17 protein-coding genes and 1 pseudogene are annotated in these 21,756 nt (G+C 59.3%); 10 read left to right on the top strand and 8 right to left on the bottom strand.

Annotation, left to right across the window (positions count from 1 at the left end; genetic code table 11):
• Positions 1-70 precede the first annotated feature (70 nt).
• Positions 71-277, top strand: a pseudogene (locus ASD95_RS28770) (isochorismatase family protein); the annotation flags it as partial.
• 2 nt (positions 278-279) lie between these two features.
• Here ASD95_RS28770 and ASD95_RS17035 read toward each other — a convergent pair.
• Positions 280-2,790, bottom strand: a complete 2,511-nt coding sequence (locus ASD95_RS17035; RefSeq protein ID WP_056726080.1) for a putative bifunctional diguanylate cyclase/phosphodiesterase — start codon at positions 2,788-2,790, stop codon at positions 280-282.
• A 1,358-nt stretch (positions 2,791-4,148) separates the two neighbouring features.
• Here ASD95_RS17035 and ASD95_RS17040 point away from each other — a divergent pair.
• Together ASD95_RS17040 and ASD95_RS17045 are read left to right on the top strand one after the other, a co-directional pair.
• Entirely contained in the window at positions 4,149-5,150 is a 1,002-nt protein-coding gene (locus ASD95_RS17040; protein ID WP_056726081.1) for an AAA family ATPase, read from the top strand.
• Complete coding sequence (locus ASD95_RS17045; protein ID WP_056726082.1) at positions 5,147-6,475, top strand: DUF58 domain-containing protein; 1,329 nt, start codon at positions 5,147-5,149, stop codon at positions 6,473-6,475. Before ASD95_RS17040 ends, ASD95_RS17045 begins: the two co-directional genes overlap by 4 nt.
• Positions 6,476-6,512: 37 nt before the next feature.
• Here the strand turns inward: ASD95_RS17045 and ASD95_RS17050 are convergent, their stop codons facing one another.
• Together ASD95_RS17050 and ASD95_RS17055 are read right to left on the bottom strand one after the other, a co-directional pair.
• Positions 6,513-6,872, bottom strand: a complete 360-nt coding sequence (locus tag ASD95_RS17050) for a PilZ domain-containing protein (protein ID WP_056726083.1) — start codon at positions 6,870-6,872, stop codon at positions 6,513-6,515.
• 233 nt (positions 6,873-7,105) lie between these two features.
• Positions 7,106-7,489: a tetratricopeptide repeat protein gene (locus ASD95_RS17055; protein ID WP_056726084.1), complete on the bottom strand. Its 384-nt coding sequence runs from the start codon at positions 7,487-7,489 to the stop codon at positions 7,106-7,108.
• A 173-nt stretch (positions 7,490-7,662) separates the two neighbouring features.
• Here ASD95_RS17055 and pyk point away from each other — a divergent pair, with 173 nt between their 5' ends.
• Positions 7,663-9,114, top strand: a complete 1,452-nt coding sequence (gene pyk, locus ASD95_RS17060; RefSeq protein ID WP_056726085.1) for a pyruvate kinase — start codon at positions 7,663-7,665, stop codon at positions 9,112-9,114.
• Positions 9,115-9,322: 208 nt separating this feature from the next.
• Here the strand turns inward: pyk and ASD95_RS17065 are convergent, their stop codons facing one another.
• The 3 genes from ASD95_RS17065 to ASD95_RS17075 are packed head-to-tail and all read right to left on the bottom strand — an operon-like array spanning position 9,323 to position 12,136.
• Positions 9,323-10,072, bottom strand: coding sequence for an enoyl-CoA hydratase-related protein (locus ASD95_RS17065; protein ID WP_056726086.1), 750 nt, complete (start codon positions 10,070-10,072; stop codon positions 9,323-9,325).
• A gap of 29 nt (positions 10,073-10,101) precedes the next feature.
• Positions 10,102-11,037, bottom strand: coding sequence for an iron-sulfur-binding ferredoxin reductase (locus ASD95_RS17070; protein ID WP_056726087.1), 936 nt, complete (start codon positions 11,035-11,037; stop codon positions 10,102-10,104).
• On the bottom strand, positions 11,030-12,136 hold the full coding sequence (locus ASD95_RS17075; RefSeq protein ID WP_056726088.1) for a GGDEF domain-containing protein: 1,107 nt from the start codon (positions 12,134-12,136) through the stop codon (positions 11,030-11,032). The genes ASD95_RS17070 and ASD95_RS17075 overlap by 8 nt, the downstream gene beginning before the upstream one ends.
• Before the next feature lie 313 nt (positions 12,137-12,449).
• Between ASD95_RS17075 and ASD95_RS17080 the strand changes: the two genes are divergently transcribed.
• Positions 12,450-13,973, top strand: a complete 1,524-nt coding sequence (locus tag ASD95_RS17080) for a fumarate hydratase (protein ID WP_056726089.1) — start codon at positions 12,450-12,452, stop codon at positions 13,971-13,973.
• Positions 13,974-14,112: 139 nt separating this feature from the next.
• Here the strand turns inward: ASD95_RS17080 and ASD95_RS17085 are convergent, their stop codons facing one another.
• Complete coding sequence (locus ASD95_RS17085) at positions 14,113-15,006, bottom strand: hypothetical protein (RefSeq protein ID WP_056726090.1); 894 nt, start codon at positions 15,004-15,006, stop codon at positions 14,113-14,115.
• A 296-nt stretch (positions 15,007-15,302) separates the two neighbouring features.
• Here ASD95_RS17085 and ASD95_RS17090 point away from each other — a divergent pair, with 296 nt between their 5' ends.
• The 5 genes from ASD95_RS17090 to ASD95_RS17110 all read left to right on the top strand — a co-directional run bounded on the left by ASD95_RS17090 (position 15,303) and on the right by ASD95_RS17110 (position 21,515).
• A complete protein-coding gene (locus tag ASD95_RS17090; protein ID WP_056726091.1) occupies positions 15,303-17,069 on the top strand; it encodes a sensor histidine kinase in 1,767 nt (588 codons plus the stop codon).
• Complete coding sequence (locus tag ASD95_RS17095; protein WP_056726092.1) at positions 17,063-18,394, top strand: sigma-54-dependent transcriptional regulator; 1,332 nt, start codon at positions 17,063-17,065, stop codon at positions 18,392-18,394. Before ASD95_RS17090 ends, ASD95_RS17095 begins: the two co-directional genes overlap by 7 nt.
• Positions 18,395-18,649: 255 nt before the next feature.
• Positions 18,650-19,969, top strand: a complete 1,320-nt coding sequence (locus ASD95_RS17100) for an MFS transporter (protein ID WP_056726093.1) — start codon at positions 18,650-18,652, stop codon at positions 19,967-19,969.
• 433 nt (positions 19,970-20,402) lie between these two features.
• Positions 20,403-20,636: a hypothetical protein gene (locus ASD95_RS17105; protein WP_056726094.1), complete on the top strand. Its 234-nt coding sequence runs from the start codon at positions 20,403-20,405 to the stop codon at positions 20,634-20,636.
• Between the two features lie 249 nt (positions 20,637-20,885).
• On the top strand, positions 20,886-21,515 hold the full coding sequence (locus tag ASD95_RS17110) for a flavin reductase family protein (protein ID WP_056726095.1): 630 nt from the start codon (positions 20,886-20,888) through the stop codon (positions 21,513-21,515).
• On the opposite strand, the gene ASD95_RS17115 is transcribed toward ASD95_RS17110, so the two are convergent.
• A complete protein-coding gene (locus ASD95_RS17115) occupies positions 21,516-21,746 on the bottom strand; it encodes a hypothetical protein (protein ID WP_056726096.1) in 231 nt (76 codons plus the stop codon). It abuts the gene before it with no gap.
• Between the last annotated feature and the right edge of the window lie 10 nt (positions 21,747-21,756).

Here is a 21,756-nt window from a genome sequence, read left to right on the forward strand (position 1 = left end):
TGGCACCTAACAAGCGTTAGATTCCCATTGTATTAGAAGACAGCCCCTTACGAGCTCATAGCCTGAGATGTTGTTTATCGTCAACGCCATGGACGATGAGAACTTCGCCTCAGCGGTCAAGGCTACGGGGCGCAAGAGACTGATCATCGCCGGGGTCACCAATGACGTCTGCACGGTCTATCCGGCGCTGAGCCTGGTGCGCGATGGATATGAAGTACAGGTGGTTGCTGATGGCGGCGGTTCCCCTAGCGTAATGGCGGATGATATCGCCCTGCGAAGTTATGGCGATTTAGTCGTGGTCCGTGAGAAATCAGTGCTCGCCATTGATCTATCGTGAACATACTCCTCAAATTGTTCGGCTGGCAGTGGCGGGGAAAACAGGAAGCCCTGGTAGGTCTGGCAGCCATGCTTGACCAGAAAGGTGCGCTGAGCTTCTGTCTCCACACCTTCTGCAATCACCGAAAGCCCCAATATCTGGCTCAGGCTCACAATCGCGCAGGCGATGGCGGCGTCGTTGGGATCAACCAACACATCTCTGATGAAGGACTGGTCGATCTTGAGTTGATCCAGCGGAAGGCTCTTCAGGTATGACAGTGACGAGTAGCCGGTTCCGAAATCATCCAGCGAAAGGCCTATGCCAATCTCTTTCAACTCGATCATTTTGGCGACAGTACCTTCCATATCCTCTATCAGCAGGCCTTCGGTCAGTTCCAGTTTCAATTTCTTCGGATCGGCCCCCGTGTATCTCAGTACTTGCAGTACCTCCTCGACGAAGTCCGGATGGTGAAACTGGCGGGCGCTGACATTCACAGCCATACCCAGTCGGGCGGTTTCCGAATGCTTTGCCCAGGCAACCAGCTGAGTGCAGGCTGCCTGCAGCGCCCAACGGCCTAACGGCAGAATCAACCCCGTTTCCTCTGCCAATGGAATGAACTCGCCTGGAAACACGACTCCTCGCTCAGGATTCTGCCATCTCATCAGTGCCTCTGCGCCTATGATACGGCCCTCACTATTCACCTGCGGCTGGTAATAAAGAAGGAATTCGTTGTCCCGCAAGCCTTGGCGCAAGTCTACTTCCAGTCTGGCCCGTGCCGTGGCAACCGCCTGCATTTCCGGATCGAAGAAGCGCATGGTATTGCGGCCCGCCGCCTTGGCGCGATACATCGCCAGGTCAGCGCGCTTCATAATATCGTCCACGGTGCTCAGCTGCCCCTGGAACAGCGCAATGCCGAGGCTGGGGGTGCTGTGGTGCTCATATCCATCCAACTGGTAGGAAATGTTCAGAGAGTTGAGAATCTTTTCGCCAATAGCCTTGGCCTGGATAGCTGCTTCTGGAGGACTCTCATTAAGGCCACCCAGCAGGACGACGAATTCGTCTCCGCCCAGGCGAGCCACGGTGTCGCTCTCGCGTATGCAGCCGCAAAGGCGCAGAGCAACTTGCTGCAGCAACATGTCGCCTCTGTCATGCCCCAGCGTGTCGTTCAGTGCCTTGAAGTTATCCAGGTCAATGAGAATTATCGCGCTCGTATACAGGCTACGGGAGCTGCCCGCCAGCAGATGCTGTAACCGGTCCAACATGAGCCGCCTGTTGGCCAGCCCGGTCAACTGATCGTAGAAAGCCAAACGCTGGACCTCTTGCTCAGCGGTCTTACGGTGGGTGATGTCAGTATTGATCGAGAGAACGGATTGCGGCTGGCCATCATCGTCTCGCACCAGGGTTCGATGACTTTCGAGCGTGATGGTGCAACCATCCCGGCGTCGAAGTGTAACTTCGTCCGCCCAGTCACCCGTATCTATCAGGTTGTTAGTGGCCGCATTGAAAGCGGCGCTACCCTGGTAGATCAACTCCTGTGCCGATTTGCCGAGTGCCTCTTCCTTTGACAGACCGTAGAGACGCTCGGCACTTTTGTTCCAGTACAGGATGCGATTATCCATCCCGTGAACGACAATGGCGTCCTGGGCCTTGTCCAGCAGCGATGCTTGCTGGCGGGCCTGCTTCTCGCTTTCGCGCAGCACTGCCAGATAACCTTCCCTTTCGGCTGCTTGCGACTCCATTTCGCGCCTGATCTTGCCCCCGTAGATAACGGCCGCACTGACCATCAGTAGCACGAACACCATGATCGCGTATTCGACCCGGCGCAGTTCTTCGACCGACTCAAGCTCCTCCTCCAGGAGCTTGCTTTGAATCAGGCCAACGCGATCCCGCACAGTACTGAGTGAGGCGAGCAACAGGGCAAACTTCCTGTCCATCGTTGCCATGCGTTTGCCGGCATTATCCGACTGCCCCTCCCTGAAGTAGGAAAAGATCAGCAAGGCCTCGTTCACCATTTCGACCATCGCGGCATCAACTGCACCCACCTCATCCTTCAATGCAAGGGAAAAGGCTTGTATATCTGCACTGTGTTCAGCCTCATTGGCGATCCGTACTTCCAACTGTTTTTTGGCCACTGCCAAATGCTCGTTGAAGGCGCGCAAGGCTTCATTCATGTTCCGCGATTCGGCTTCAACATTATGTGTATCGAACACATTATTGCCCGGCGCATTGACTGTGGAAGCCAGGCTGCCCAGCGTTGAATAGCTCGACAGCTGTTGGACCCACGACTGGTTTGCCTTGATGGAGCGGTGATAGGTATCGACGATCAGGTGATTCAATAGCACGCTCAGCACAACAACCAGCACGTCGAATCCAGCAAGAAAAAAGTACATGCGGTGCCATTTGGTCGAGCGTGGCTTATTCGAACTGGTGGGTATGGCTTGCTTTGCGGCGCTTTTATTCCTGAAAAAATCCATTTCACAATCTCCAAACATAATCCTTCTAAATTGACCAATAGAAGCGGTATTCGGAAACCAATTAACCTTTTGTGCCGACACCTGAACCTGAGAACACACCGCACGTAGCATTAGCCAAATTTTTTTCTGTTCTGGATTCACGCTGGTTTTCGTGAGCGAAGCTCCCGAGACAAGCAATAGCTACCGAAGCTATACGTCTTGAGTGTCATGCCAACCAGCTATTCGACACTAAGCAATGCATTTGGCGATGCTAATTTCATGGTGAGATTTTTTACTCTCGGAAGCAGTCTCTTAACATTTCGGCGAGAAAACGAAATCAGCTTCATTTGTTGTGTTTGACATCATCGTTTCAGGTAACGATTCTCCTCGCTCTCTATTGTAGAACTGAACGTCGGCAATCACTTTTGCCAGATGTTCTGTTCCTTTCAATTTCCTCAGCCTCGTTCTGCGCCTCTGGCGAGCGTGCAGACCAAGGCCTGCATGTCTGGGGTGAGCATATCCCCATTTTCGCAGTGCCCAGCCGCACCGTAGCGAAAGTCGATTCGATCCTGAGTGATCCCGACAGATCTAGTCCAAACCCTGCGCCTGCAGGTGTAGGGTTTGCTCCATGTCTTCCCGAGTGTAGTTGCGGATTTGCGCCCCTGAACTGGATGCTTCACGCAGAATAGTCGGGTGACATAGGGCACGTTGCGGGTCATTTCCGCGCAGCCTGCCGGACTGCCTGATCAGTTTCGACAGCAGACCAAGCATAGCCACTAATTTGCCATTACTCTGTTCGCCGACTGCTCCAGGTCGGTAGCAGCCCTTGATGGTCGGCAGCTTTCGGCCCAGGCTGTGTAAAAACGCAGACACTGTTTTGAAGTCTGCGTCGCTACGTAAATCTGCCAATGATTGGTGTATCAGCGGACCTGGAATTTGCGTAGAAACGCTATTTTCGTTCTGGTTCTGACTTTCAAACCTGCTCTAAACCGTTTTTACACAACCTCGGCCGATTCTTGCCTGTCACGAGGGGCAGAAAACGAACGTTATCTGCTGATCATGGCGACAAAACACCCTTATCAAATCCCCTGCAAACAGGTGGTCAAATCAGCGCAATTACACAACGAAAGCTTGACCAGAAACTGGATTTTCTTCGGTTACATAATCGACTCTGAAATCGCGTGGCCTCAGACCGTCATAGACTAACCTCCAACTCTGACGAACGCTCAAATGAGGGAGTTGCCATAGGATTGCAACGAGGCAGATTGGCAGTCACTCACTCATTCCACGCAAAAAAACCGTGAAAAAAGTTAAATTAGGTAAGTGACTGATTTATGGAAGATAAAACGCATATAACTGTTAACAAGGCTCCGGAAGTAATGAGCCAATCGATCGAGCCCGACGCACCGAGCCATGCCGCTCAACAGCGCCAGCGTGCCGGCCATCTGGCCCAGGCCGTACGCAAAGAATTGCAAAAAGCAGTGATTGGCCAGGACTGCGTGATCGACGACGTCCTGACCGCGCTGATCGCCGGTGGCCACGTGCTACTCGAAGGCGTACCGGGCTTGGGCAAGACCCTGTTGGTGCGCGCCCTCGCCCGCTGCTTCGGCGGTGAGTTCGCGCGAATCCAGTTCACCCCGGACCTGATGCCCAGCGACGTCACCGGGCATGCCGTGTATGACCTGCAGACCGAGCAATTCAAACTGCGCAAGGGGCCATTGTTCACCAACCTGCTACTGGCGGACGAGATCAACCGTGCCCCGGCGAAAACCCAGGCCGCGCTGCTCGAAGCCATGCAGGAGCGGCAAGTCACCCTCGAAGGCCAGCCATTGCCGATTGCGCAACCGTTCATGGTGCTCGCCACGCAAAACCCGATCGAACAGGAAGGCACTTACCCCTTGCCGGAAGCTGAACTGGACCGCTTCATGCTCAAAGTGCGCATGGACTACCCAGATGCCGGGCAAGAGCTGGACATGGTGCGTCAGGTCTGCCGCTCGACCCGGGCCGATATGCTTGATGTCCAGCCGATGCGCACGTTGCTCCAGGCCAGGGATGTACTGGCCCTGCAACGCATCGCCAGCGATCTGGCCCTGGATGACCAGGTGCTCGATTACGCCGTGCGCCTGGCCCGCTCCACCCGCAATTGGCCCGGCTTGACCCTCGGCGCCGGCCCACGCGCATCCATCGCGCTGGTGCGATGTGCCCGGGCCCGAGCGCTGTTGCGCGGCGGTGAGTTCGTGATTCCGGATGACATCAAGGGCTGTGCCCTGGCCGTGCTGCGCCATCGGGTGCGCATCGCGCCGGAGCTGGACATCGAGGGCCTGGATGTCGATCAGGTGCTCCAGCAGATGCTCGACCAAGTGCCGGCGCCGCGCCTGTGAAACCCTCGCGCCTGATGCTCGCCTGGCTATTGATCCTGCTGGCTTGCACCATTGTGTCGGGCGCTTTGCGGGCATTGCAGTTCGCGGTTCCGGCGAATCTCATGGCGATCAACTGGGGGTTGCTCCTGGCGCTGCTGGCCCTGGCCATCCTCGATGCCATTCGCCTCAAGCGCTTGCCTTCGCCCCGGCTGAAACGCCAGATACCCGGCAGCCTGGCCCTGGGTCGATGGGGCGAGGTGCAACTGACGGTCGAACACGACTTTACGCAACCGCTGAAGGTACAAGTCTTCGATCATGTGCCACCTGGCCTGAGCTTCGAACACCTGCCGCTGACGGTCGAGCTGCAACCCGGCCAGCACAGCCTGGCCGGTTATCGCCTGCGCCCGCTCAAGCGCGGTCACTTCAGCTTCGAACGCTGCGAAGTCGGCCTGCCAAGTCCCTTGGGGCTCTGGTCGGACAGACGCTTGCTCGAACTGCCCGACGCCACCCGCGTCTATCCCGATTTCGCCCGCTTGTATGGGGGGCAATTGCTGGCGGTGGACAACTGGCTCAGCCAGCTTGGCGTCCGCCAGAAACAACGGCGGGGCCTGGGCCTGGAATTCCATCAATTGCGCGAGTTTCGCGAGGGTGACAGCCTGCGCCAGATCGACTGGAAAGCCACCGCCCGCCAGCGCACGCCGATTGCCCGGGAGTATCAGGACGAACGCGATCAGCAGATCATTTTCATGCTCGACTGCGGCCGGCACATGCGCAGCCAGGATGATGAGCTGTCGCACTTCGATCACGCCCTCAACGCCTGTCTGTTGCTTAGCTACGTGGCGCTACGTCAGGGCGACGCGGTGGGCCTGAGTACCTTTGCCAGCGAACAGCCGCGCTACCTCGCGCCGGTAAAAGGCACCAGTCATCTCAACACCCTGCTCAACACCGTCTATGACTTGAGCAGCAGCCAACGCAGCGCCGACTATCAAGCCGCGGCCACGCAACTGCTGGCACGGCAAAAACGCCGGGCACTGGTGGTGCTGGTGACCAATCTGCGCGAAGAGGACGACGATGAACTGCTTCCGGCCGTCCACCGCCTGAGCCGGCAGCATCAGGTGCTGGTCGCGAGCCTGCGCGAAGACGTGCTCGATACCCTGCGTCAGTCATCGGTGCAGACCTTGTCCGAAGCGCTGGCCTATTGCGGGACCGTGGACTACCTCAATGCACGCGCCGAACTCCATGAGCGCTTGAACGCTCATGGAGTGTTGGTGATGGATGCGCGGCCCGGTGAGTTGGGGGCAGAGCTGGTGACTCGGTACCTGGGCTGGAAAAGAACCGGACTCTGAGCCTGAGCAATCACTCACAGCCGAGTTCCCATTGATCTCAGGCCGAAGCCGGCAACGGCAGAAAACTGAAGTACTGCTTCAACGCCTCCACCAATTGCCCATATTCCGGTGGCGCCCGTTGCAGGCTGAACCCGGCGTCGTAATGTTGGGGGGTCGCGTCTTCGTGGCACCACAGGCAACAGGCCTGCAGGTCGATGATTCGCTGGCCACCTTCGCTGGCGGGAATTTTCAGGCGCAGGTTGAAGTCCGCGCCGATCATCATCGGCAACTGGCTGATCAGCATCAGCCCGTCTTCGGAGACATTGCCCAGGTAGCCGATGGGTTTGCCGGTGATGCCGTTGAACACTTTGAGGAAGTACGGCAGTTGATGCCGCTCGATTCGGCGGTCAGTGAACATGTGCAATTTCGCTATGCAAGGCTCTTAAGCAGAGCCGCACTACTGCTTCGGAACGGGTATGCATGAGTCTTTGCCCGCTCTCCCCGCTTCCGGTGCGCCAGTCCTTGTAGCGCAGAGTCCTGCTTGTGCCGGTCACAGGTGTTGCCCCGGTTCAGAGGACAAGGCTCTAAAACCGGTTCATTGGACTATAGCTCAGCACCGCCGGTGAGCCAGCGACTGGAGGGTTATCGCCATCAGAACTGCGTAGGTTTAACAGCCGCTGCACTGCGCATCGGGTAGTGACCCAGGCTCTGCAGGGTTTCGATGCGGGCACGGGCGCGGTAGGCATATTCGCTCTGAGGATAGGACGCCATGATGAACTGATAGGTTTGAACCGCATCGATGTACATCTTCTGCCGCTCCAGGCACAGGCCGCGCATCAACGATACTTCCGGCCACACATAAGGCCGCGCGCGGCTGTCGCGTTCGACCTTGGACAACTCGAGCATCACTTGCTCGCAATTGCCCCGGTCGTAGGCGCTGTAGGCATTGTTCAAATGATGGTTCATCGACCAACGGGTGCATCCCGTGACGCTGAGGGCGCTGATGGCAAGGGCGGCAATGAGAACGAAACGCATGGGGAAATCTCCTGTCTTGAACGCTGTATCGACCCATGGCCGGAAATCTTCAGGCTGCCGGGACGCAAAGTTGCAGGGTTCAATAAAGAAAGAAATAAGTAGTGCAAACGAACAATGACTACAACTTCGGAGCATAGTAGCCTCACTCAGCGCTTGAACTCAGGAGTCTTTGCATGTCCGTCCGTCGTACCAAAATCGTCGCCACCCTAGGCCCGGCCAGTAACTCGCCGGAAGTTCTCGAACAGCTGATTCTGGCTGGCCTGGACGTCGCCCGCCTGAACTTCTCCCACGGCACTCCCGACGAGCACAAGGCTCGCGCGAAGCTGGTGCGTGACCTCGCTGCCAAGCACGGCCGCTTCGTCGCCCTGCTGGGTGACCTGCAAGGCCCGAAAATCCGTATCGCCAAATTCGCCAACAAGAAGATCGAGCTGAAGATCGGTGATCAATTCACCTTCTCCACCAGCCATCCTCTGACCGAAGGCAACCAGCAAGTGGTCGGCATCGACTACCCGGACCTGGTCAAGGACTGCGGCGTGGGCGATGAGCTGCTGCTCGACGACGGTCGCGTGGTAATGCGCGTCGATACCGCCACGGCCACCGAACTGCACTGCACCGTGACCATCGGCGGCCCGCTGTCCGATCACAAAGGCATCAACCGTCGCGGTGGCGGCCTGACCGCTCCGGCCCTGACCGAAAAAGACAAGGCCGACATCAAGCTCGCCGCGGAAATGGAAGTCGACTACCTCGCGGTCTCCTTCCCCCGTGACGCCGCCGATATGGAATACGCCCGTCAACTGCGCGACGAAGCCGGCGGCACTGCCTGGCTGGTGGCGAAGATCGAACGCGCCGAAGCCGTGGCCGACGACGAAACCCTCGACGGCCTGATCAAGGCCTCCGACGCGGTGATGGTTGCCCGTGGTGACCTGGGCGTGGAAATCGGCGACGCCGAGCTGGTGGGCATCCAGAAGAAGATCATTCTGCACGCACGCCGCCACAACAAGGCAGTGATCGTCGCGACCCAGATGATGGAGTCGATGATCCAGAACCCGATGCCGACCCGCGCCGAAGTGTCCGACGTAGCCAACGCCGTGCTCGACTACACCGACGCCGTGATGCTCTCGGCTGAAAGTGCTGCTGGCCTGTACCCGCTGGAAGCCGTTCAGGCCATGGCGCGTATCTGCGTCGGCGCCGAAAAGCACCCGACCAGCAAGACCTCCAGCCACCGCATCGGCAAAGAGTTCGAGCGCTGCGACGAGAGCATTGCCCTGGCGACCATGTACACCGCCAACCACTTCCCGGGCGTGAAGGCTATCATCGCCCTGACCGAAAGTGGCTACACCCCGCTGATCATGTCGCGCATCCGCTCCTCGGTGCCGATCTACGCGTTCACCCCACACCGCGAAGCCCAGGCTCGCGCGGCAATGTTCCGTGGCGTGTACACCATCCCGTTCGACCCGGCTTCGCTGGCGCCGAACGAAGTCAGCCAGAAGGCTATCGACGAGCTGGTCAAGCGCGGCGTAGTACAGAAAGGCGACTGGGTCATCCTGACCAAAGGCGACAGCTACCACACCACCGGCGGCACCAACGGCATGAAGATCCTGCACGTTGGCGACCCGATGGTCTGAGTGACCGGTTGCTCGAAAAACAAAAGCCCCGCCATGTGAATGGCGGGGCTTTTTGCTTTCTGATCCGATCGTTGTGTTGTCCAGGCCGGCCTCATCGCGAGCAAGCTCGCTCCCACAGGGTTTTGTGTTGGTCACATGATTTGTGAACAACCCCGGTCAATGTGGGAGCGGGCTTGCCCGCGAAGAGGCCGGTACAGTCAGCGAAAAATCAATGCCGCTTGATGAACCCCGTCAACGCCGCCAACGCTTCCGGCGACCGCAGCCGCTGGGTAAACAGCGCCCCCTCCTCCTCAATCACCTTGCGCAACAGCTCCCGGTCCGGCGCCTTCATCAATTGCTTGCTGATGCGCACCGCTTCCGGCGGCAGCGACTCGAAGCGCAGGGCCATCTCCCGAGCCTTGGCCAGGGTCTCTTCGCCACTGCCCAGCGCCTCGCAGGCAATGCCCCACGCAGCCGCCTGTTCACCACTGAAACTTTCACCCAGCAGCAATAACTCCGCCGCCTTGGCCTGCCCAAGCAGACGCGGCAGGATCAGGCTGGAGCCGAACTCCGGGCATAGGCCAAGGTTGACGAACGGCATGCGCAGGCGGGCGTCGCGACTCACGTAGACCAGATCACAATGCAGCAACATCGTCGTGCCAATGCCCACCGCCGCTCCGGCCACGGCGGCGATCACCGGTTTGCGGCATTCGAGCAGATTGTGCATGAACCGGAATACCGGGCTGTCGAGTCCATTCGGCGGTTGCTGGATGAAATCGGCGATATCGTTGCCGGCGGTGAAGCATTCGGCAGAGCCGGTGATCAGCACGGCGTTGATCCCGGGGTCGCTGTCAGCCTGTTGCAACGCCTCGGCCAAGTGACTGTACATGGCGCGGGTCAGGGCGTTTTTCTTGTCCGGGCGATTCAGGCGCAGGGTCAACAGGCCGCGTTCGCGTTCAACTTGGATGGCATCGGTCATGGCAGGTCTCGCGTCTGAAAAGTCAGCGCTCAACCACGGGGCAGGAACACATCGGCCAGCAGTTGATTGCGCGGCAATCCCGCCAGGTACAGGCGCCGGGCAAAGGCGTCGACACTGTCGGGGGCTCCGCAGAGTAAGGCCAGGGTTTGCCGGGAAACAAGGCGCAGTTGCGCCAAAGCCGCAGGCAACTCGGCCGGGGTCCACAGTTCGACACTCAGGTTCGGACGGCTGGCGGCCATGGCTTGCAGGGGTTTGGCCAGGTAGTGTTCATCGGCATCATGGGCCAGGTGGATGACGCGGATAGTGCCCTGGTGATTCTGACGCAGCGCTTCGCGCAAGACACCAAACAATGGCCCCAACCCGGTGCCGGCCGCCATCAACCACAACGGCCTGGTGTGCCAGTCAGGGTCGTAATGCAAGGCACCGCCGCGCAGTTCACCGAGACGGATCGGATCGCCGATGCGCAATTGCCTGGCGGCATCGCTGAATTCCCCGGGTTTGCGGCAATCGAGATGAAACTCCAGAAAACGATCTTCCTGCGGCAGGCTGGCCAGAGAATACGGCCGCGCCACACTGCCCGCCCACAACACCAGGTGTTGACCGGCGCTGTAGCGCAATGGTCGCTGGGGGATTACCCGCAAGCGCAGCACCGTGGTACTCAGCCAATCGATCGCCGCGACTTCGGCCGGATGACCATCGGTTTGCGGATCGAAGGCGTGCACCTGCAAGTCCTCGACCACCTGGCACTGGCACGCCAGTCGCCAGCCCTGTTCACGCTGCCGGGCACTCAGGGCATCGGGGCGGCTGTCGCTCGGCAGCCCCCGCACACACTGCACCAGGCACGCATGGCAACTGCCGGCGCGGCAACTGTAAGGCACTGGCACGTCGTTCTGGTTCAGCGCGTCGAGCAGATTGCTGCCCGCCGCCACCGACCATTGGCGCTCGCCAACCCGCAGCTCAGGCATCGACGTTCTCCCACGCTGCCGCGCACCGGTTGCGGCCATCACGCTTGGCACGATAAAGCGCCTGATCGGCCCGTTGCAGAGCGTCATCGAGGTCGTCGCCCAATTCCAGCAGGGTCATGCCGGCGGACAGGCTGAGGCTGCGTACATTCAGACCAATCAGCTCGACATCGGTGAACGCGATGCGCAGCCGTTCGCAGCACGAAGTCAGACTGTCGGCATCGCAATCGGGCAGCAGCACCACGAACTCTTCACCACCGTAGCGGGCCAGAACATCGCCGTCGCGCAGGCACGCGCTGGCAACCCCGGCAAAGGCTTGCAGCACCTGATCGCCGGCGGCATGGCCGTGCAGATCGTTGATGCGTTTGAAATGGTCGAGGTCGATCAGCGCCAGGCCATGCATGACACCCGGGTCCATGGCGTTCAATTCGCGGGAAGCCAGGCGCAGGAAATGCCGGCGATTGAACAGACCCGTGAGTTCATCAGTGGCCACCAGGTCTTCGAGCTGGCGCATCATCCCGCGCAACGTGTCCTGGTGCGCCTGCAAGGCAAAACGCCGCTGGCGCATTCGCTGTCGCGAAGCCTGGACATAGCGGGCATACAGCACCAGCCACACCAGCACGATGAACAGCACACAGACCTGCAACAACGCCATGGCCGGGTCGGGCAGCTGTAAGTGGTAACCCTCCCACAGCGTGATTGCACTGAAACTGAAAAACACCAGCAGCGCGCATCGTACTAAAGACCGGCGTGACAGATGGAACAGGCCGAACAGCAGGATCAGCACGTAAAACACCAGGAACGCACCCCGGGCTTCGTCCAGATGGGCAATCAGCCAGGTTTGCCAGCCCAGCCCCAGCAACACTTGCACCTCGGTCAGGCTGGGGTCGGCGAAGCGCAGATTGCAGCCGCTGTAGAACACCGCGAACAGGATGGCCTGGTTGATCACCACCAGTGCGCTGCCGATGGCGACACTGGAAAGCGGTGCATCGTAGTGACCGGTAAAGAATGCCAGCCACAGCAACAGCAATGCCAAGGCATAGGTGCCGGCCGCGAGGGCGAAACGTTTGAGCAACAGGCGCTGGATGGCGTTATGGGTCAATCGTTGACTCACCAGATGAAAGGAGACTGACAGAGCGTCCTACTCTACAGACCGCATGTCACTTTAGTTGCGTGACCGATAAATGACCATTCAATTTTCGGGATGGGCAAGGTCGTCTCGCTTGCAGGAGCTTATGCGACCAACGATTGACTGCCGGCGCGTGTGCCGGCCTTTGATGCGCGGTATACTGCCGCGCCTTTTTAGCGTCGCGCCAGCTTGCCCGGCGTGCCTTGAAAGGTGCTTGCAACCGACCGATGCACCCAAGCTGCAAGCACCTTATTGAATGTTCCCGTCTTTTAGAGGAGCGCGACTCATGACCGTGATCAAGCAAGACGACCTGATTCAGAGCGTTGCCGACGCCCTGCAGTTCATTTCCTACTACCACCCCGTGGATTTCATCCAGGCGATGCACGAGGCTTACCTGCGCGAAGAATCGCCAGCGGCCCGCGACTCGATGGCACAGATCCTGATCAACTCGCGCATGTGCGCCACCGGCCATCGTCCGATCTGCCAGGACACCGGCATCGTGACCGTATTTGTCCGCGTGGGCATGGACGTGCGTTGGGATGGCGCCACCATGAGCCTGGACGACATGATCAACGAGGGCGTACGTCGCGCCTACAACCTGCCGGAAAACGTCCTGCGCGCTTCGATCCTCGCCGACCCGGCAGGCGCTCGCAAGAACACCAAGGACAATACCCCGGCAGTCATCCACTACTCCATCGTTCCGGGTAACACCGTGGAAGTGGACGTGGCGGCCAAGGGCGGCGGTTCCGAGAACAAGTCGAAGATGGCCATGCTCAACCCGTCCGACTCGATCGTCGACTGGGTGCTGAAAACCGTCCCGGAAATGGGCGCCGGCTGGTGCCCACCGGGCATGCTCGGCATCGGCATCGGCGGCACCGCCGAGAAAGCCGCAGTGATGGCCAAGGAAGTGTTGATGGAATCCATCGACATTCACGAGCTCAAAGCCCGTGGCCCGCAGAACCGCATTGAAGAAATGCGCCTGGAGCTGTTCGAGAAGGTCAACCAACTGGGCATCGGCGCCCAGGGCCTCGGTGGCCTGACCACCGTGCTTGACGTGAAGATCATGGACTACCCGACCCACGCCGCTTCGCTGCCGGTGTGCATGATCCCGAACTGCGCCGCCACCCGTCACACGCACTTCGTGCTCGACGGTTCCGGCCCGGTTGCCCAGGAAGCGCCACCTTTGGACGCCTACCCGGAAATCGTCTGGGAAGCCGGTCCGTCGGCCCGTCGCGTCAACCTCGACACCCTGACCCCGGAAGACGTGCAGAGCTGGAAGCCGGGCGAAACCGTCCTGCTCAACGGCAAGATGCTCACCGGTCGCGACGCGGCGCACAAGCGCATGGTCGAGATGCTGAACAAGGGCGAAACCCTGCCGGTCGATCTGAAAGGTCGCTTCATCTATTACGTCGGCCCGGTTGATCCGGTGCGCGAAGAAGTGGTTGGCCCGGCGGGCCCGACTACCGCCACGCGGATGGACAAGTTCACCCGTCAGATCCTTGAGCAGACAGGCCTGCTGGGCATGATCGGCAAATCCGAGCGCGGCCCTACCGCGATCGAAGCGATCAAGGACCACAAAGCCGTTTATCTGATGGCTGTAGGTGGCGCGGCTTACCTGGTGGCGCAAGCGATCAAGAAATCCCGCGTGGTCGCTTTCGCCGAACTGGGCATGGAAGCGATCTACGAGTTCGACGTCAAAGACATGCCTGTGACCGTTGCGGTCGACAGCAAGGGCGAGTCGGTACACATCACCGGTCCTGCCATCTGGCAGAAAAAGATCAGTGAAAGCCTGGCGGTGGAAGTGCAGTAAGCGCTGAACCGTTGATTAAAAAGAGCCGCGCTGTCAGTACGACAGCGCGGCTTTTTTATACGTACAAATCCAACTTTCAACGACAGAGGTTCCAGACTCTATCCGTTCACGGAGACCAGGAGGTCGCAGGTCTGGACGGTCAAACCGTAAACGCTTTATCGACTGCCCATTCGGAATCTCCCCCAGTGACCGTGCCGATCTGCCTTGCAGTAATGAGGTGATTTCCTGAGCTCCACGCCGTCGGGGCAGAAACCCGCCAACTTCCATCGGATTGAACCGTCGTAGATAATAAGACGCCGCCGCTCCCGCCCGTATTCCAGATCTCAAGCCTGGCGCCTTGGAGCCCCCCCGTACCACTAATAGTGGGTTTTCCGTGAGCAGAAACAGTTACATCGGTAATCAATGGCGTGAACAGGACAGCAAAAAGAACCGGGCTCGCCCATTCGGACACCACATCATTCAGTTTCTGTATGGCGGTTAGCCTGAACGGATCGCCCATCCACAATGGCTCCGCAAGCACGGTCTTCCAGGAACCATCGGACTGTACTGTCGCGGTTCCGAATAGAACGGTACCGACACCCTCTTCACAAAGTAAGATCGTTGCACCCGCCACACCGTTGGTTCCTTGTATTTCTGGTTGTGGCACCCGCACGGTTCCGGGATGGGCAATTACCGGCGTAGGGGGTATGACCTGGCCAATTTTAAAGTTACGACTCTTAGCCCAATGGCTGTATAGAAGGACTTTATACTGGATCTTGAAATATATCTGCTCTTCTACCGGCAACTCATCGGGCACCACAAACGCTATAAAACCAACTCCTACGCCACCACTGTATCTTTTAATTTTTTGATTATTGCTCGCTCTAAAGAAGTCCAGATTCCATTTGGTGTGCGTGGGTGATGGTACGATTGCATGAACGTTAAATCGACGACTAACAGTTCCCGCTGTGGGAGCCGTGATTATGGGACTGGGCAGTACCTCCCACTTTGGTTCAATTTTTCTCCGCGTCCGGGATTCCGTATCTTTTTTCATGATCTCAACTCTCCTGCGCCCGGCACGCTCGCTGGCGCTTGTGTCACTATATTCATCTTGATCCGCACGAGGTGACTACCTGTAAAAAGTGACAGTTCCGACGAATGGACATTCATAAGAATTTTTGAGAACGCCTGGATTTCGTTGAGAAAACTCGAAAATGAAATAGTACAAATGCGCAAAACAAACATGAGTTCCTGATAGCTCAGGGTATCGACTTGAATGTATGAGATGAGCACTGGTGCAAGATGATCCGCATGCTATCTTGCGCCTGTCTTTTTTCCGATCTCTGTTCGATGCTCCCGACCTCCCGAACCCTGCGCCTGGCGCTCTACACCTTATTGATCATCGCCGGCGCCGCCCTCGCGGCCACCTTGGCCATGCGCCACACCGTGCGCCAATCAATGGTGGAAGACGCGGCGCGCGCCAACCAGCAACTGGCGCTGTATGCCACGTCCCTGCATACCCTGATCGAACGTTACCGCGCCCTGCCTTCGGTGCTGGCGCTGGACCCGCAATTGCGCGACGCCCTCAAAGGCCCGGTGAGCCCCGAGCAACAGGATGCGCTGAACCGCAAACTGGAAAAGATCAACGGCGCCGCCGAATCCTCGACCCTGGAACTGCTCGATCGCACCGGTCTGGCCGTAGCCGCGAGCAATTGGCGTTTGCCCAGCAGTTATGTCGGCCACAACTACGGTTTCCGTCCCTATTTCAACCAGACCCGTACCCAGGGCACCGGTCGCTTTTATGCCGTGGGGGTGACCAGCGGCATTCCCGGCTACTTCCTCTCCAGCGCGGTCAGCGATGACGACGGTCAGTTCCTCGGTGCCATGGTGGTGAAACTGGAGTTCCCCGAACTGGAACGCGAGTGGCGTCAGGGCAGCGACACCTTGCTGGTCAGCGACGCACGTGGAATCATCTTCATCGCCAACCAGCCGGGCTGGCGCTATCGCCTGCTCAAGCCGCTGAGCGACAGCGACCACGCCGAACTCAAGACCACCCGCCAGTACGACAAGCAGCCGCTGACGCCGCTTGAGTTTCAATCGTTGCGGCGCTTCGATGACAACAGCGACCTGGCTCGGGTCGATGGCCCGGACGGCAAGGCCGATTACCTGTGGGAATCCCTGCCGCTAAGCACCGAAGGCTGGACGCTGCACCTGCTGCGGCGTCCGCAAGTTGCCTTCGAAGACAGCCGCAACGCCGCCCTCGCCGCGGCCGGGCTATGGCTGACCCTGGTGTTCCTGCTGCTGTTTCTCAATCAACGCTGGCGCCTGGCCAAACTGCGTCAACGCAGTCGCGAAGAACTCGAGCAGCTTGTAGAAGAGCGTACCCGCGACCTGCGCACCGCTCAGGAAGGCCTGGTGCAATCGGCCAAACTCGCCGCGCTGGGGCAAATGTCCGCCGCCCTGGCCCATGAGATCAACCAACCGCTCACCGCCCAGCGCATGCAACTGGCGACCTTGCGCCTGTTGCTCGACCACGGTCGAGTCGATGACGCCTACAAGGCGCTCAAGCCAGTGGATGAAATGCTCACCCGCATGGCGGCCCTCACCGGCCATCTGAAAACCTTCGCCCGCAAAAGCCCCGGCGGTTTGCGCGAACGCCTGGACCTGGCGGCGGTGGTGGATCAGTCGCTGCAACTGCTCGACACCCGGTTGCGCGACGAACAGGTCAGCACCGTGCTGCACCTGACCCGCCCGGCCTGGGTGCGTGGCGATGCGATTCGCCTGGAACAGGTGCTGATCAACCTGCTGCGCAATGCCCTCGATGCGATGCAGGATAAACCCTGCAAACGCCTGGAAATCCGCCTCGAAGCCGACGAACAATTGTGGCGCCTGAGCGTGATCGACAACGGTGGCGGTATCGCCGAAGAGAACCTGCCCAAGGTCTTCGATCCGTTCTTCACCACCAAGCCGGTGGGCGATGGCCTGGGGATCGGGCTGGCCGTGTCCTTTGCCATCGTTCATGAATCCGGCGGGCGCCTGACTGCCGACAATCATGACAAAGGCGCCGTGTTTACCATGACTTTGCCCATCGACCTGGAGGTGCATGAACCATGCTGAACTCAGTGATCGTGGTCGACGACGAAAGCAGCATTCGCAGTGCCGTCGAGCAATGGTTGAGCCTGTCGGGTTTCGAGGTGCAGTTGTTCAGCCGCGCCGACGAGTGCCTGGCGCAGTTGCCCAGGCATTTTGCCGGGGTGATTCTCAGCGACGTGCGCATGCCCGGCATGACCGGCCTGGAACTGTTGGCCGAGGTGCAACGCCGGGATGCCGATTTGCCGGTGATCCTGCTGACCGGCCACGGCGATGTACCGATGGCCGTCGAGGCCATGCGCGACGGTGCCTACGATTTCCTCGAAAAACCTTTCAGCCCGCAAACCCTGCTCGGCAGCCTGCGCCGCGCCCTCGACAAGCGCCGGCTGGTGCTGGAGAACCGCGCGCTGCACGAGCAGGCGGACAATCGTGCCAAACTGGATGCCACGCTGCTTGGCGTGTCCCGGGGCTTGCAGACCCTGCGACGGCAAGTTCTGGACCTGGCAGCATTGCCGGTCAACGTGCTGATTCGCGGCGAAACCGGTAGCGGCAAGGAACTGGTCGCGCGTTGCCTGCACGACTTCGGGCCGCGGGCCGACAAGCCCTTTGTCGCGCTCAACTGCGCGGCCATTCCCGAGCAATTGTTCGAGGCCGAGCTGTTCGGTCACGAGAGCGGCGCGTTTACCGGTGCGTCCGGCAAGCGCATCGGCAAGCTCGAGTACGCCGACGGCGGCACGCTGTTTCTCGATGAAATCGAAAGCATGCCCCTGGCCCAGCAGGTGAAACTGCTGCGGGTGTTACAGGAGCAGAAGCTTGAACGGCTGGGCTCGAACCAGAGCATCCGCGTGGATTTGCGCATCATTGCCGCGACCAAGCCGGACCTGCTCGACGAAGCGCGGGCCGGACGTTTCCGCGAAGACCTGGCCTATCGTTTGAACGTCGCGGAACTACGTCTGCCGCCCTTGCGCGAACGCCGTGAAGACATACCCCTGCTGTTTGAATCCTTTGCACAAAACGCCGCCGAACGCCTGGGACGCAAGTTTCCACCGTTGAGCGGTGCCCAGTTGAGTCACTTGCTGAGCCACGACTGGCCGGGCAACGTGCGCGAACTGGCGAACGTCGCCGAGCGTCAGGTATTGGGGCTCGGTGAGCCGGAGCCCTTGGGCATCGAGCCCGGCCAGTCACTGGCGGCGCAACAGGAAGCGTTCGAAGCGCAATGCCTGCGTGCGGCATTGACCCGGCACAAGGGCGATGTGAAAGCGGTGCTCGAAGAACTGCAACTGCCGCGCCGGACCTTCAATGAAAAGATGCAGCGGCATGGTCTGACCCGGGAGATGTTTTTAAGCGAGTAGCCCTCAAAATCAAAAGATCGCAGCCTTCGGCAGCTCCTACCGATGAACGCGATGTCCCTGTAGGAGCTGCCGAAGGCTGCGATCTTTTCAGCGGATTTCCGCTCACGCAAACATCCTCATAGGCGGATTTCCGCTCAGCCAAACATCCTGCCCCCTCTAAACCGGCCCTCTCCCCGTTGGCACAGCTCCTGCTATAGCCCTGGCAGGCTGCGTTTATTCGCGCTCCACAAAAACAATTAAATGAAGGATCCTTCAATGGATAACTCCAACGCCCTGCCCCTTGGGTCGGCTGCCACGCCGGCTAAAGAAAGAACCACCGCCAGTCGCATCAAATCGATTTTCAGCGGTTCTGTCGGCAACATGGTCGAGTGGTACGACTGGTACGTCTACGCCGCCTTCTCCCTGTACTTCGCCAAGACCTTCTTCCCCAAAGGCGACACCACCGCACAACTGCTCAACACCGCCGCGATCTTCGCCGTGGGCTTCCTGATGCGTCCGATCGGTGGCTGGCTGATGGGTCTGTATGCCGACAAGGTCGGGCGCAAAAAGGCCCTGATGGCCTCGGTGTACCTGATGTGCTTCGGCTCGCTGCTGATCGCCCTGAGCCCGAGTTATGAAGTCATCGGCATCGGCGCACCGATCCTGCTGGTGTTCGCGCGCTTGCTGCAAGGCCTGTCGGTGGGTGGCGAATACGGCACCTCCGCCACTTACCTCAGCGAGATGGCAACCAAGGAGCGTCGCGGTTTCTACTCCAGCTTCCAGTACGTGACCCTGATCTCCGGCCAGCTCATCGCTTTGGCGGTGCTGATTGTCCTGCAGAACTTCCTGACCACCGAGGAGCTCTACGCCTGGGGCTGGCGCATCCCGTTCGCCATCGGCGCGCTGTGTGCCGTGGTTGCGCTGTACCTGCGTCGCGGCATGGAAGAGACCGAGTCCTTCACCAAGAAAGAAAAAGCCAAGGAAAGCGCGATGCGCACCTTGATGCGCCACCCGAAGGAACTGATGACCGTGGTTGGCCTGACCATGGGCGGTACGCTGGCGTTCTACACCTACACCACCTACATGCAGAAATACCTGGTGAATACCGTCGGCATGAGCATTTCCGACTCCACCACCATTTCCGCCGCCACGCTGTTCCTGTTCATGTGCCTGCAACCGATCATCGGCGGGCTGTCGGATAAAATCGGTCGCCGGCCGATCCTGATTGCCTTCGGCATTCTGGGCACGCTGTTCACCGTACCGATCCTGACCACCCTGCACACCATTACGACCTGGTGGGGCGCGTTCTTCCTGATCATGGCGGCGCTGATCATCGTCAGCGGCTACACCTCGATCAACGCGGTGGTGAAAGCCGAACTGTTCCCAACCGAAATCCGCGCCCTGGGCGTCGGCCTGCCGTACGCACTGACCGTCTCGATTTTCGGCGGCACCGCTGAATACATCGCGCTGTGGTTCAAGAGCATCGGCATGGAGACGGGTTACTACTGGTACGTTACCGCGTGCATTGCCGTGTCGTTGTTGGTGTACGTCACCATGAAAGACACCCGCAAGCATTCGCGGATCGTCACTGACTGACAGATAGATCGAAGCTGGCAGTACTGGCCTCTTCGCGAGCAAGCCCGCTCCCACATTCGACCGCGTTCCTTCTGGAACAACCCGGTTAAATGTGGGAGCGGGCTTGCTCGCGAATGGAGCCGACTCGACATCAAGTCAGTTCGGCCGGAGCCCGGATTGGCGTTGCGGCAGTGAAAATGGGTAAGGGCTTCATGAAAAACCTGTCACCCAGGTAAAAGAGCCGATTAATCACGCGTTAATGCTCGCCGCCCAACCTTTAACGGCCTGATCGATTCATTGCGATGTGCTCACTCAGTCCTTGAAAGCGAAAAAGCCTGACGACCTTAACATCCAATTAATCGATCAGTAGCAGGATTTAATTGCGAAATTTAATCGATTTATCTGGCGTCTTGGCTTTTTTCCACTAAACGCCAACGAGACGGGAGTCACCACCATGAAAACCAAACTGATCCTTGCCCTGGCCCTTTCCGTACTGGCCGCCAACACGTTCGCCGCCGATGGCTACGACAAAACCGGCTCGGCCTCTTTCGGCTCCGATGCCAGCGCTGCCATCGAACGCAGCCACTCGGGCACCTATGCCTCGGACGGCTTCGATAAAACCGGCACCGCGGACGCTGTCGCTGCCGACGGTTTCGACAAAACCGGTAGCGCTGAAGCTATCGGCTGATCGTGGAGGGAAGCTCACGGCCCGGCTTCGGCCGGGCTTGGTCGTTTTTGGGGGCCACAAAGTCTGGTAATCACATAAAACCTGTGGGAGCGAGCTTGCTCGCGATGACTGACATTCAGTCGACATCCATGCTGAATGTCAGTCCGCAATCGCGAGCAAGCTCGCTCCCACAGGGTTGCGCATGACTGGAAATCAGCGTCTGGCCCTAGCACTATGGTCGATCTTCAAATGCTGCCTTCTGGAAATCCCATGCCCGACGACATCCACTTCTACGAACCCGCCAACGGCCACGGCCTGCCCCACGATCCGTTCAACGCCATCGTCGGCCCGCGCCCCATCGGCTGGATCTCTTCACAGGACGCCGAGGGCCGCTTGAACCTGGCGCCCTACAGCTTCTTCAACGCCTTCAACTACATCCCGCCGATCATTGGTTTTTCCAGCGTCGGGCGCAAAGACAGCCTGAACAACATCGAACAGACCGGCGAGTTCGCCTGGAACCTGGCCACCCGGCCGCTGGCCGAGCAGATGAACCAGAGCTGCGCCATGGTCGGGCCTGAGGTCAACGAATTCGAACTGGCCGGGCTGACGACCGCTGCCTCGAAGGTCATTCAGGTGCCGCGGGTGGCAGAGAGCCCGGTGTCCTTCGAGTGCAAGGTCACGCAGATCATCCAGTTGCAACGGGCGGACGGCAACGTGGTGCCGAGCTGGCTGATCCTCGGCGAAGTGGTCGCCGTGCATATCGCCAAATGGCTGTTGAAGGATGGGGTATACGACACCGCCGCGGCAGAACCGATTCTGCGCGGCGGCGGGCCGGCGGATTATTTCCAGCTGGGGCCTGAGGCGTTGTTCAAGATGTACCGCCCGGGGGCGGTGAAGTGATCACCAGAGCAGGTCGGCGTCTTCTTTGACGTCCTTGAGGTGGGTCAGCTCTTTGGCCGCTGCCAGGTCGGCGTCATGGGCGGTCTTGAAGATCTGCCCTTCCAGCACTTTGTGAAAACGCGGGGCGCCGGCACCACCCAGCGCTTTGACGGCGATAGCGGCGTGGTAACCACCCTCGCCCGGTACTACAGCGGAAACAGCTTCGAAGTGATCAAAGGCTTTACGTGCCATGTCGCGCATC

Origin of the sequence: Pseudomonas sp. Root71, from assembly GCF_001429045.1 — a bacterium.
Taxonomy (GTDB): domain Bacteria; phylum Pseudomonadota; class Gammaproteobacteria; order Pseudomonadales; family Pseudomonadaceae; genus Aquipseudomonas; species Aquipseudomonas monachiensis.

Coding starts and splice junctions, on each gene's coding strand:
- ASD95_RS17095 (WP_056726092.1), top strand. CDS start 17,063: ATGCTGAACTCAGTGATCGTGGTCGACGACGAAAGCAGCATTCGCAGT.
- ASD95_RS17105 (WP_056726094.1), top strand. CDS start 20,403: ATGAAAACCAAACTGATCCTTGCCCTGGCCCTTTCCGTACTGGCCGCC.
- pyk (WP_056726085.1), top strand. CDS start 7,663: ATGTCCGTCCGTCGTACCAAAATCGTCGCCACCCTAGGCCCGGCCAGT.
- ASD95_RS17035 (WP_056726080.1), bottom strand. CDS start 2,790: ATGGATTTTTTCAGGAATAAAAGCGCCGCAAAGCAAGCCATACCCACC.
- ASD95_RS17065 (WP_056726086.1), bottom strand. CDS start 10,072: ATGACCGATGCCATCCAAGTTGAACGCGAACGCGGCCTGTTGACCCTG.
- ASD95_RS17040 (WP_056726081.1), top strand. CDS start 4,149: ATGAGCCAATCGATCGAGCCCGACGCACCGAGCCATGCCGCTCAACAG.
- ASD95_RS17110 (WP_056726095.1), top strand. CDS start 20,886: ATGCCCGACGACATCCACTTCTACGAACCCGCCAACGGCCACGGCCTG.
- ASD95_RS17115 (WP_056726096.1), bottom strand. CDS start 21,746: ATGGCACGTAAAGCCTTTGATCACTTCGAAGCTGTTTCCGCTGTAGTA.
- ASD95_RS17100 (WP_056726093.1), top strand. CDS start 18,650: ATGGATAACTCCAACGCCCTGCCCCTTGGGTCGGCTGCCACGCCGGCT.
- ASD95_RS17085 (WP_056726090.1), bottom strand. CDS start 15,006: ATGAAAAAAGATACGGAATCCCGGACGCGGAGAAAAATTGAACCAAAG.
- ASD95_RS17055 (WP_056726084.1), bottom strand. CDS start 7,489: ATGCGTTTCGTTCTCATTGCCGCCCTTGCCATCAGCGCCCTCAGCGTC.
- ASD95_RS17070 (WP_056726087.1), bottom strand. CDS start 11,037: ATGCCTGAGCTGCGGGTTGGCGAGCGCCAATGGTCGGTGGCGGCGGGC.
- ASD95_RS17080 (WP_056726089.1), top strand. CDS start 12,450: ATGACCGTGATCAAGCAAGACGACCTGATTCAGAGCGTTGCCGACGCC.
- ASD95_RS17090 (WP_056726091.1), top strand. CDS start 15,303: ATGCTCCCGACCTCCCGAACCCTGCGCCTGGCGCTCTACACCTTATTG.
- ASD95_RS17050 (WP_056726083.1), bottom strand. CDS start 6,872: ATGTTCACTGACCGCCGAATCGAGCGGCATCAACTGCCGTACTTCCTC.